At 52.1% G+C, this 11,848-nt stretch carries 6 protein-coding genes and 5 pseudogenes; 4 read left to right on the forward strand and 7 right to left on the reverse strand.

What is annotated here, in order from left to right; all coding sequences use genetic code 11:
• Window positions 1-179: 179 nt before the first annotated feature.
• Window positions 180-328 (reverse strand): annotated as a pseudogene (locus F4V61_RS21780) (transposase); the annotation flags it as partial.
• A 7-nt stretch (window positions 329-335) separates the two neighbouring features.
• Window positions 336-851, reverse strand: a pseudogene (locus F4V61_RS21785) (transposase); the annotation flags it as partial.
• Window positions 852-945: 94 nt separating this feature from the next.
• Between F4V61_RS21785 and F4V61_RS21790 the strand changes: the two are divergent.
• Both F4V61_RS21790 and F4V61_RS21800 read left to right on the forward strand, forming a co-directional pair.
• Complete coding sequence (locus tag F4V61_RS21790; protein WP_000882555.1) at window positions 946-1,260, forward strand: hypothetical protein; 315 nt, start codon at window positions 946-948, stop codon at window positions 1,258-1,260.
• Window positions 1,261-1,677: 417 nt separating this feature from the next.
• Window positions 1,678-2,168, forward strand: a pseudogene (locus tag F4V61_RS21800) (transposase); the annotation flags it as partial.
• Window positions 2,169-2,380: 212 nt separating this feature from the next.
• Here F4V61_RS21800 and F4V61_RS21805 read toward each other — a convergent pair.
• The 5 genes from F4V61_RS21805 to F4V61_RS21825 form a co-directional block, all read right to left on the reverse strand.
• The gene (locus tag F4V61_RS21805; RefSeq protein WP_000571628.1) at window positions 2,381-2,653 is read right to left on the reverse strand and encodes a hypothetical protein; all 273 of its coding nucleotides are present in this window, start codon (window positions 2,651-2,653) and stop codon (window positions 2,381-2,383) included.
• A gap of 68 nt (window positions 2,654-2,721) precedes the next feature.
• Complete coding sequence (locus F4V61_RS21810; RefSeq protein WP_000422662.1) at window positions 2,722-3,936, reverse strand: DUF3396 domain-containing protein; 1,215 nt, start codon at window positions 3,934-3,936, stop codon at window positions 2,722-2,724.
• A gap of 12 nt (window positions 3,937-3,948) precedes the next feature.
• Window positions 3,949-5,238, reverse strand: a complete 1,290-nt coding sequence (locus F4V61_RS21815) for a VRR-NUC domain-containing protein (protein ID WP_038394636.1) — start codon at window positions 5,236-5,238, stop codon at window positions 3,949-3,951.
• Window positions 5,238-7,757 (reverse strand): type VI secretion system Vgr family protein, encoded by a 2,520-nt coding sequence (locus tag F4V61_RS21820; protein ID WP_080161274.1) that lies wholly within the window; start codon window positions 7,755-7,757, stop codon window positions 5,238-5,240. The genes F4V61_RS21815 and F4V61_RS21820 overlap by 1 nt, the downstream gene beginning before the upstream one ends.
• A 129-nt stretch (window positions 7,758-7,886) precedes the next feature.
• Window positions 7,887-8,456: a recombinase family protein gene (locus F4V61_RS21825; RefSeq protein ID WP_000960105.1), complete on the reverse strand. Its 570-nt coding sequence runs from the start codon at window positions 8,454-8,456 to the stop codon at window positions 7,887-7,889.
• 170 nt (window positions 8,457-8,626) lie between these two features.
• On the opposite strand from F4V61_RS21825, the pseudogene F4V61_RS21830 reads away from it, so the two are divergent.
• Window positions 8,627-11,635, forward strand: a pseudogene (locus tag F4V61_RS21830) (Tn3 family transposase).
• Window positions 11,636-11,703: 68 nt separating this feature from the next.
• Window positions 11,704-11,848: pseudogene (locus tag F4V61_RS21835) on the forward strand (IS3 family transposase); the annotation flags it as partial.

The following is an 11,848-nucleotide window of genomic DNA, read 5'->3' on the forward strand; positions in this document are numbered from 1 at the left end:
ATCACCTTCCTGAACGGGAACAAAGTCACCACTGTCGGATCCGCCACAGTCCCTGAACCATGTTTTTTTACGGGGTCATACCACCAAAAGGCCGACGGCTGCTTCCTTCGCTAAATTAGCCTGCCAATTTTTCCGGGGAGTTTCTGAGACTCAGGACGGGGTTTCCCCCATGGACAGTTTTTTAATATTTCATTCTCCATTTCAATGCGTTGTAGCTTTTTCTTCTGCTCGCGTATTTCGGGGGTACGGGGGAGGCTTTTGGCATTTTATCCTGTCGTTCATCCCGCAACGGCTTTACCCATCGCGTCATGGTAGAAAGACCCACATCTTATAGCTCCATCCTCCCGGACTTTATAATAGATAGCATCCAGCCAGACAAAGGGATACACCTTCTCCAGCGGGCGCTGCTGCCACTGTTTCAGTTCCGGGATAACTTTGTCTGTCACGGCGCTGATAGTCGCCGTCGAGACGCTGAGGGCATACAAGTCCTCAATCTCCCGGCTGATATCCTGACAGCTCATCCCCAGCGCGAACAGGCGAATAATTTTGTGTACGATCTCATCAGAGAGAGTGGTCTGGTGTTTTTTCACCAGTTGTGGCTCAAAAGTGCCGTTGCGATCACGGGGAGTGGCGAGTTCGAAGGAACCTGTGGCGGCCTTAATGGTTTTTTTGCCGGAGCCGTTTTTACGGTTGGCTTCAACATCCGAAGCGAGATGTGAGTCCAGTTCAGCAGCCAATGCAGCTTCTGTTAACTGTTTGATTAATGGAGTTAAGATCCCATCTTTACCGGTTAATGCCTGGCCAGACTGGAGTGCCTTAAGCGCTTTGTCGAAATCGAAGGGCTGGGACATGCGTCATTCCTTTTTGGTGTATATTACTGGAATGACACAGAATTTCTAACACTCCCCAGAAGAAGGCAAAGCGTATGCGGCCACAGGTGACAGAGTGCTGTGCCGTTGCCCAGATCACTATGTGTACGGTTCAGCCACGCAGTCTACCAGCACAGGCACCGGCTCTCTGACCTCCCGCAATACCAGTCAGTCGCCTGTCCCGGCGCAGCAGGCACAGGATTCCGGCGCCCGGAACTGTATTCGCTTTCAGTGCGCCGGTGACGATGGCCAGCTAATGGCTGGTTGCCGCTACACTCTGATGTTCCCGGACGGACGTTCTGAAGCTGGTGTTACCGATGAACACGGGGTTACCGGATGGCATTATGCTGAATCGGCAAAAGATATCAGCCTGCATATTCTTACGGACTAAGGAATAAATATCCCCTGATTGATGTGAAGCAACAGCCGTTTCTGGGAAGTTATGAAACACAAAGTCACATGACCGGAAATATAAATGAGCCACTATCGACTATTTATATTATGGAAATGAAACTTTACCGAAAAACCATGTTGCATACGCATTGTGTTACGCCCGTTCCGTTCACTAAAATGTATACACTGGAAGAATTTGCGTCAGGCAAAGCCTGGTCTCCGGTGAAGCGGGAGAACCCCTGTTACTTTGAGTCAAAAGGGACAATGAAACCTGAGAGTCAGGGGGGAGAAACAAAGCACATTAAAATTACTGTTCCGGAGCGTCCATTTATTGCATGATCTTCTCCCTGAAAACAGTACCAGTCTAAACTGAAGTAGCCGGTCTTTCTTTCACCTCACAGAGAGGCGCATTGCCATGAAAAAGACCCGTTATACCGAAGAACAGATTGCGTTTGCACTGAAACAGGCTGAAACCGGCACCCGCGTCGGGGAAGTCTGCAGAAAGATGGGAATTTCTGAGGCCACATTTTACAACTGGAAGAAAAAATTTGCCGGGCTGGGCGTGACGGAACTGCGGCGTCTGCGGCAACTGGAGGATGAGAATCAGCGGCTGAAGAAGCTGGTCGCTGAGCTGAGTCTGGACAAGGAGATGCTGCAGGAGGTACTGAAGCAAAAGTTCTGAGGCCGGCTCAGAAGCGCCAGGCGGTTACATTTTTGCGGGAGGCTTACCGTATCAGCGTCCGGCGGGGATGCGGGTTGCTGATGCAGGGCAGAACCGTTTACCACTGGCAGAGCCGGCGTGACGATCGGGCGATAACCCTGCGTATCCGGGAAATAGCGGAAACCCGGATACGCTACGGTTGCCCGCGTATTCATATTCAGTTGCGCCGGGAGGGATGGCCTGTTAAGGGGTCTGAAGCCCAACCGTACGAAAACGTACGCTAAGTATATTTTTTAACCAAACGTGCTTGTTGGTATATTCTCTGGATGGCTCAATGGGAGCGAAGCTGCGATTTGACGACATTTGGCTTCGACCCACGAAGCCAGACCGTACGCTATGTATACTTCTTGACCAGGTAGAATGTCAGTACCCCGCAAATTTCTGACATATGATGTTGTTAGTGATCTTTCGGAACCTTGATAACTCCATCAGCAATACCCTGAGCCAGTCGTTCCATCCACTTTGCAAAGCGAAAATATCCAGGATATTGCAGGCAGATGTAGTCCATCTGGACTTTGGATGCACTGTCCATCACCCCTTTAAAGGCTTCCATATAGTCATAGCAGCCCTGCAATAGCTGAGTATCACCATCCTCTGTCAGAGGAAACTGGCTGGCGTAGTCATGAACTATCTTTGCCAGCTGGCGTTGTTCTGCGCTTAACTCGATCATTTATATCCTCGGGTCTTTCCAGGGACTGGCAGGCGCTCGCCCCTCTGAGAGTGATTAAGCACACGACTTTACTCAGGAAGTGTATAAACGCTACCATTGTCATCTCGTTTCAGCAGCTTCCAGCAGGCCCTGTGTTGCTTACCGTACTTATCCTCAAACGGTGGCAATTTCTGCCCTTCGCGGGTCTGGATGTACTCGGTGGTGCCGTTAACCATCGCGGCCCATTGTCCGGCGTGGGGCGCTGTTTCATCGGTCCAGCATTTAATACGTACGGGGTCGTACGATTTCCCCATTTCTTCTTTATCCAGCAGGGCGCTGGCTTCGTCAAAGCGCGCAAACCATGCCATAGACGATTCTTTTTCAAACTGAAAGTTTTCATACTCAGAGTGGAAATGCAGACCATTATGCCCGTCATACCGAACAGGGCGAATAATCTGGTTTACCTTGATCAGCAATGGCGATAATCCCTCGATTTTCATTTCACCCAATGGAGGAGGAAGCTCACCCGCTTTAAGGAGTATGCCGTTGTTATAAGAAAGCAGGCTGATTTCAGGCGTTTTAGCTAAACGATGTCTTAGTCTCTCTGCACCACCCAGCTTTTCCAGCCACGGCGTGCCCAGAATGGTGTACCAGCAGGCACCTTTCAGCCCCTCTACGGCTTCGCCGCCTTCCAGCGTTCCCAGCGAATCCACCATCACGCCGGAAAAACGCTGCGCCAGGGCGAATTCATAGGGGAACATTCGCTCACGGGCATAAGGAAGTGCAAACGACAGTCCGGCATAACCGCTTTCCACCGAAAAGGTGTCACACAGCCACATCAGCCAGCCCTCATAACGCTTTTTGCCATCAGGCTCTTTCAGCAGTGACAACGGGAGTGTTAGCTTAATGACTGAGCGATCATTGTCATTATGAAAAATTCGCTTGCCCATAATTAAAATACTGTAATCAGGAGCCAGAAAATCCTGCTCTGCGCTACCCAGATACCAGGAAAAAATCTCTTCGGGCGTTGAATCGAGGATCTCCTGTCGCTTTTTGGCGTAATTCTTCTCAGTAATACCGACCCAGTTTTTGGTGATCGTTTTTTTCAGATGCGGCTTAAATTCTGCGTAAAAGCGATCCACGCACTCCACCATCCTGCGGCGGACTTCTGGCGTATGCCCGTCCTTAAAAAAGACGGTGATAATCAGACCGAGATTGACTGCCGGGCTACCGTCTTTATACTTCACGGAGGCTTCCGGCAGCCATTTCTCGATGTAACTCAGCTCAAAATCCTGCAATTCCATACCTGCTCCTGTTTATTGGACTGCCAGTGCCGCCGTACCCGTACCGAGAATAGCCGCCAGTGTTCCCCAGGCGCTTATCGCCAGACGAACAATCAGTAAAAATGCGCCAATAATGGCTTCCAGGATTCCCAGCGTTACCACCAGAACGCCGATACCCACGGCAACCAGAATAACGCCGACCGTTTTCGCGACATTAGTTAACACCTGTACCCAGTCCACCTGTTTGAGCATATCGAGCGTCATATCGGTGGCATGCTGTATTTCTGTCCATGCCGCCTTAATCTGGGCGTTGGTCCAGGATTTCACCGACTTACCGGTTTTGCTGGCCCAGACCCAGGCCTCACTTCCCTTCCGGTAAACCCACTCGCCGCTGTCGTTAAGCCAGCTGGCCGCTGAATTCAGGACCTGCTGCGTCTCTTTTGACAGGGCGTTCCAGCCTTCGGCTACGCCACGCACCGCGCCCTCACTGAGGTCGGCTACAACGTGCCCGGCGTAAGTCCAGGGCTCTATTCTGGCGGCAGCGGGGGTGGATGGCGGACGGGGCATAAAAATCGGCGGGTAGAGAACGAGCGGCCAGTATTTGGCTCCGCTGGTCTGCCAGGCTTTCATCGTCACGTTGACCGCCTGGTCAATCCACTGGTGCTCTTCCGGGCGACAGTCGTGGATCTCCAGAATGGTCATGCGGTTACGATCTTTACCGACAATCTTCATATATTCGTCGTATTGGTCTTCATACAGCGTATCCCCTGGAAACTTCACCTCCACCAGGCGGGCCAGGTTATCGCTGTGCATATTGCCTTCGGTATCCGGCCCCGTCAGTCCAGGCCAGCGGTCTTCCTTATTCTTAACAATAATCACGTCAGGGCGGCGGTAAATGCCCTTGCCTGGCACCGGGAAAGGATTGGTCGTGTGGCGACGGCCAGCACCGTCTTTTTTCAGCAGCGTACTGCTCAGAAAAGGGCGGGGCGGCGTGGTTCGCATATCAAACGCCACCTCCGCCTTGTAATACCAGCAGTAATTACGTGCGATTTCATCCACGCGAATAAGACCACTCATCATCGTCTGCTTAAGGCTCATCCGGTAGGTTTTCCCTTCCCGGCGAATTTGTGCCGACAGTTGGGGAAAACGCATGGCGTATTCCACCTTGATATGCAGGTACTGACGGTTTTCTGTGTTCGGCAGACGTGACTGTTTCTCGACCATTTCGACGCCCGTCGTGGTGCAGTCCCACGGCTGGTTGTTTGTGCCGGTGGGCGCATTAGGCGCACCTGTCGGTGTATCGGGTAAATCGGGCATTTCCATTATGGCTGGCTCTCCCTGAGTTCGGTTTCCAGTTGTTGCGTATCGGTTTCACCTACAAACCACATTGATTCTTCCGGCTGTGATGTTTTCGTCAGGACATGCAGTTCCACATTCTCCTGCTGACGGGTATAAACCGGCACGGAGCGACCTTCGTTATCGCTGAACCCCGTTGCTGTCTGGCCTGATGGGGTGGTGAGGTGATAGGGTGTATTAACCAGAATGTTGCCGTTTTTGTCCTGCAACTGATAGATAGCGGAATAGATGTAGGCAGTGCCGGTGCGGGGCATTTTCATCGGCATATTCTGCGCAGCGGCCGCCATCGTTCGCTTCACCTTGCGCATATAGGTAGTTGTGGTGCCGTATTCCACTTTCCCCGCCTCCAGCTTCAGGTAGCTGCCGCCGCCAATCAGCGTGATGCGTTTCTTGCCGGTAAACGAGATGTCACTTTCTGACGAAATGGTCAGCTTCTTCTCCGCAAACAGCCGCATGTTACCGTTCCGGGCCTGCATCTCAATCGTGCCTTCGCTGGCTTTCAGGCTCAGTTGCCCGGTGCGGGAGAACATGCCGATTTTGTCACCCGCCAGCGCCGTCATATTGCCCATAACGCCCACGCTGATATCGCCTCCGGCATTGATGGCAACATTGCTGGTCGCCGCGAGCTGCATATGCTCACCAGAAGTCAATGCGATCCCTTCCGGAGCGGAGAAGACCAGCGTTTCGTTGAGTGGTTTCAGGCGTTCATTGAACATGCGGATCTGGCTGTCTACGTCTGCTTTCAGGGCTTGCGCCTGTTCAGCCGCCATTTCCAGCTGCCGGAGCTGTTGCAGACAGATGTCGATTTCCCGCAACGCCGTGTCCATATCCAGCACGCCTCCGGCGGCTTTCTGTTGCCCGTCGGCACTGATAAACAGTCCCTTTGCGACACGAATAACGCCGCGCTCATCGGTCCTGAGTTCAAAACCGGTACCGCGAGGTTTATCCTGTGCGTCGGTAATATTCCCCTGGTTTAGCTGGCTTTTAGCAAATTCTGTTGAGAGCGCGATATGCTCTTCGCCGCGCTTATCCTCCATCCTCAGCTCATTACGGGCAGCGGTGCGCAGGATATTCTGGCTGCGGTTATCGCGGTTAACCACATCGAGGTGTTCTGAGTCGTGGAAGGCGTGTGAGATATACGGCAGGTCTATGTCACCGTTGCAGTACGCAATCGCCACTTCCGTTCCGTCGATAAGCGGTGTGTGCCAGCCGTAGCCATCGCCGGTATACGGTTTTGCCATCCGAAGCCAGGGATAAGCGTAGCCTGGCTCGCAGTCGTCCAGATTAAAATCCAGCCGCACCCGGTAGCGCCCGTACTCATCAATATGCGCGTAAGTGTCATTTTTTTCGCGGCTTTCAACACGCGCAGGCAACGTGCCATGGATTTCCGGGCGGGCCATTTCAGCCGGACGGAAGCCGTATTCTTCACGGTACGGCATCCCCCACACCGAGACATGCAGACGTGAATCGCGAGCGCCAGTGAATGACGTGAAGGTAATAATCACGCCGTCGCTCAGGTCCTTCAGATTTACACCCTGCGGGTCAAACACCATTCCCGGACTTAGCCAGTATGCGTTGCTGAACAGATGCACTCGGGCAGATTTATTCAGTTCACGTTCATGATGGAGTCGGGCATAGAAGGCTCCGCTTTCGGATTCCGGCTCAGAGGTGGTGTCGTCTCCTGCCTCGCGGTACGGTTCAGCGTAGCGGTAATGCTCACCGATAGTGACAGCGGGAGAGCGGACAGAAACAGCACTATCCATGGGCTCTGACGCGGTGCGAGGATTGTAATCGCGGGTGCTGATTGTGCCTGTTACCGTATTGTGCCAGGTACGCACGCCCCAGCAGCAGAGTTCGGCACCGTCATACAGACCTGATGGCTCGTGATATGGCAGAACGCCATTAAAAAGATAGTGAAGCTGGCTGTCGCCAAACAGCGTCACATCCAGCTCAGTAACGTCATTCATCTCCTGGCGAAACCAGATACCCACCTCAGAAAGAATGCGCTGGATGAATTCCAGGTCGGTTTCCCGCCACTGGGTAATCAGCTCGCGGACCGGATACTGGCGCGACAGACGAAAGTCAAAGTCAGGACCTTCCAGACCATGCGAACGCAGCACCTGCTCCACCACTTCCGGCACGGAAAGGTTCTGGTACAGAGCACAACGGCGGGAGCGGGACAAAAGGGCGAGACGGGATTCCAGTGTGGCGGCATAATGAGACTGGTCTGCACTGGTGGAAAGCCATTCCAGGCGGGTAATGATGCCGTGCACCCTCTTACTGTCCCGCAAAATGAAGCTGGCGTACTTCATCAACATATCTTCAGGCCGGATGTTCGACTGCGGCGTGGTGAATTCAATCCGCCAGGAGAAAGGTTTGCTTAATTCCTCAGTACCCCGAAAACGCAGCACATCAGGAATAACCGGGCTGTTATTAATATTGAGTTTATAGGCGTTATCCGTTACTGCTGTTATATCCGTCAGCATAGTGTCGTCCTGATCGATCATACCCGACGGGAAAAACCATCCCCTGTCTCGGCGTATTGTCTTAAATATGGACAGTGTGCACACCCAGCCAGATCCCGTGAGTTGTGTTCTCCTGCTGGCCTGGCCCCGTCAAACATTTGTCACGCTCCTGGCTGCATCGATGTACTTATAGAGTGTGGGCCTCGACACGCCCATTAATTCACAAATTTGCGCAACGGTATGTTTCCTTTCGTCGTACAACTGAACAGCCAGAGCCTGTTTATCTTTATTCAGCACTTTGGGCCGTCCTCCTTTTCGTCCTCTGGCCCGCGCAGCCTGAAGCCCGACCTGCGTTCTCTCTCGGGTCAGATTGCGCTCAAATTCTGCCAGCGCACCGAACAGATGAAATATCAACATCCCGGAACTGGAGGTGGTATCGATGGATTCCTGAAGGCTTTTTAAGCCGATACTGTTCGACTCCAGCTGCCTGACCATTTCAATCAGATCTTTCAGCGAACGGCTCAGGCGATCCAGCCGCCAGACAACCAGGGTATCTCCAGGACGGATAAACTGAAGAACAGCATGAAGGCCAGGACGTTCAGCTTTGGCTCCGCTGATCTGGTCTTCAAATATTTTTGTGCATCCGGCTAACTTAAGTGCATCCCGCTGCAAGTTCAGATTCTGATCATCAGTTGAGACTCGCGCATAGCCGACTAACATGAGTTCACCCACAAATTGTTAACATATCCGTGATTATAACCTTAATATTAACATTGTTTTGTTTACCGGGTATATTGCTAAAAATTCTTCAGTCGTTTCGTTTAGCGCCGAAATGGGAAATCAGAGTAAAGAAAACGACCGTTTTCTTTACTCATGCCAGGGAGGCAACTTTGCCCGCCGATTTTTTAAATGCCGATCAACGGGCCAGCTATGGTCAGTTCTCAGGCGAACCTAATGATGTCCAGCTGGCTCGCTTCTTTCTGCTGGACGAAGCGGATATGGCTTTCATTAACAACCGGCGCGGCAGAGCCAACCGTCTTGCGGTGGCATTGCTGACTTGATGTGTTCGCTTTCTTGGCACATGGCCTCATGACCTGTCATCGATACCGGCTAACGTGCAGTGGTTTGTTGCACGACAACTGGGAATATCTGATACAGGCGTTCTTTCTGAATATTCCAGAAGAGAAACCACATTGCGTGAACACCAGGCACTGATACGACGGCAGTATGGCTATCGTGATTTTGCCTGGCCGTGGACCTTCAGGCTAAGCCGTTTACTGTTCACCCGCAGCTGGCTCAGCAACGAACGACCGGGTCTGCTTTTCGATCTGGCTACCAGTTGGCTCCTGCAAAACAAAATACTGTTGCCTGGCGTCACCACACTGACCCGCCTGATATCGGAAGTTCGTGAAAAATCAGCAGACAGACTCTGGTCACGTCTTTCAGGGCTGGCATCAGACGAACAGTGCTCATTACTTGAGGAACTGTTACAGGTGCCTGATGGCGTGCGCACTTCACGTTTTGAACAGTTAAGAAAAGGTCCTGTTGCCATCAGCGGCCCGGCATTTAATCAGGCCGTCGTACGCTATCTGAAACTGAAAGCATTTGGTATGCAGAGTCTCGACTTTACCGGTATTCCTCCGGTGCGATTCAATGCACTCGCACGATATGCGGATATGATTTCAGTGTACAAAATAGCCCGGATGCCGCCCGCGAGACGAACAGCGATGCTGGTTGCGTTTGTCCGTTCCTGCGAAATATCGGCACTGGATAACGCGCTGGACGTTCTGGATGGGGTTATTGCTGATATCGGTAGGGAGGCGAAAAAAATTGGGCAGAAAAAACGCCTGAGGTCACTGAAAGATCTCGATAAATCAGCGTTAGAACTGGCACATATCTGCTCGGTGCTTCTGGATGAAAATATCGACAGTGAGTTGCTTCGCACGACAATATTTGAAAAATGTCCTCCGGCCAGGCTGGCCGATACCATCACATTTATAAACGCGATTGCCCGGCCTCCTGATGCCAGTTTTCATGATGAAATGGTGGAACAGTATGGGAGAGTCCGCCGCTTTCTTCCCTGTTTGCTGGAAAATATTGAATTCAGCGCCGCTCCGGCAGGCGAAACCACGCTGGAGGCTATACGCTATCTTGCTGCGATCCGGTCAACCCGAAGGCAGCACATTGATGATGCGCCAATGGCAATAATTACCGGCCCCTGGAAGCGGCTCTGCTATGGCAAAGACGGTCATTTATCCCGACAGGGCTATACCCTCTGTGTTATGAATAAGTTACGGGACAGTCTGAGGCGACGTGATATTTACGTCGCACGGAGCGAACGTTGGGGAGATCCACGGGCTAAACTTCTCCAAGGTCAGGACTGGCATACCAGCAGAGTGCAGGTGTATCGCTCCCTCGGGCATCCTCTCAACGCCGGAGAGGCCGTCAATGCGCTGACCCGGCAGCTCGACACGGTTTACCGACAGGTCGCTAAAAATTTTGCTGATAATCAGGCCGTTTCGCTGGATTTCACAGGTAAACGCACGAAGCTGACCATTGCTCATCTGAACGGACTGGATGAGCCGCCGACGCTGAAGTTACTCTCAAAACATATATCTGACTTGCTGCCGGTTGTCGATCTGACCGAACTCCTTCTTGAAATTAACGCGCATATAGGGTTTGCAGATGAATTTACCCACGCAAGCGAAGCGGGTGCGCGTATGGATGACCTGACCGTCAGTATCTGTGCAGTATTGCTGGCTGAAGCCTGTAATATTGGTATGAAGCCCTTTATTCGACCCAATATTCCGGCGCTGACCCGTTATCGTCTGAGCTGAACCAAACAAAATTATCTCAGGGAAGAAACGCTGGTAAAAGCAAACGCCAGACTGGTTGATTATCAGTCTACCCTGCCTCTGGCTCAGAAATGGGGCGGTGGTGAAGTGGCCTCTGCGGACGGTATGCGATTTATAGCCCCGGTACGAACGGTCCATGCAGGCCCCAACCGAAAATATTTTGGTTCCAGCCGTGGGATCACCTGGTACAACTTCATTTCAGATCAGTACTCCGGATTTCATGGCGTTGTCGTTCCCGGCACGCTAAGGGATTCCATATTTGTACTGGAAGGCCTGCTGGAGCAGCAAACCGGACTTAACCCGACAGAGATAATGACAGATACGGCGGGTTCCAGTGATCTGATCTTCGGTCTTTTCTGGTTGCTGGGCTATCAGTTCTCTCCTCGTTTGGCTGATGCCGGAGCCTCTGTGTTCTGGCGAGTGGATAAAGATGCCGATTATGGTGTACTGAATGATCTTGCCCGTAACACAGCCAATACGCGGAAGATAGAGCAGCACTGGGATGACATGATGCGTATGGCCGGTTCCCTGACGCTGGGAAAAATCCGGGCCTCAGTGGCGATCCGTTCATTGTTGAGTAGCGACCGGCCTTCTGGTCTGACGCAGGCCATTATCGAAGCGGGAAAAATAAACAAGACACTGTATCTGCTTAATTATATTGATGATGAAGATTATCGCCGCCGTATCCTGACCCAACTGAACCGGGGTGAAAGTCGACACGCCGTCGCCAGAGCGATTTGTCATGGACAAAAGGGGGAAATAAGAAAACGTTACCAGGATGGACAGGAAGAACAGCTGGGTGCGCTGGGCCTGGTGACCAATGCTGTCGTTCTGTGGAATACCATCTACATACAGGCTGCACTGGATCATTTGCGCAATGAAGGTGAAACCATCAATGAAGAGGATGAAGTCAGGCTTTCGCCACTGAGGCACGCACATATCAACATGCTGGGGCATTACACATTCACGCTTGCAGAGCAGATAACAAAAGGCCAGTTAAGGCCACTGAAGCAGGCGGAAGAAACGGATGAATGGCCACTATGACGGTTATATTGGTGTGGGGCCAGGATGTAGAATCGTACAAAAAATGTACTTAGCGTACGTTTTCGTACGGTTGGGCTTCAGACCCCGTTAACCACAAGAAAACCCACCGGATTTATTGTCTTGAAGGCCTGAACCTGCGCAGAAAACGCCCCCGCAGACATGTCAGTGCAGCACGCCGTCAGCAGCGCCCGGTCCTGACGCATGTCGATCAGT

It is taken from the genome of Salmonella enterica subsp. arizonae (assembly GCF_008692845.1).
Classification (GTDB): domain Bacteria; phylum Pseudomonadota; class Gammaproteobacteria; order Enterobacterales; family Enterobacteriaceae; genus Salmonella; species Salmonella arizonae.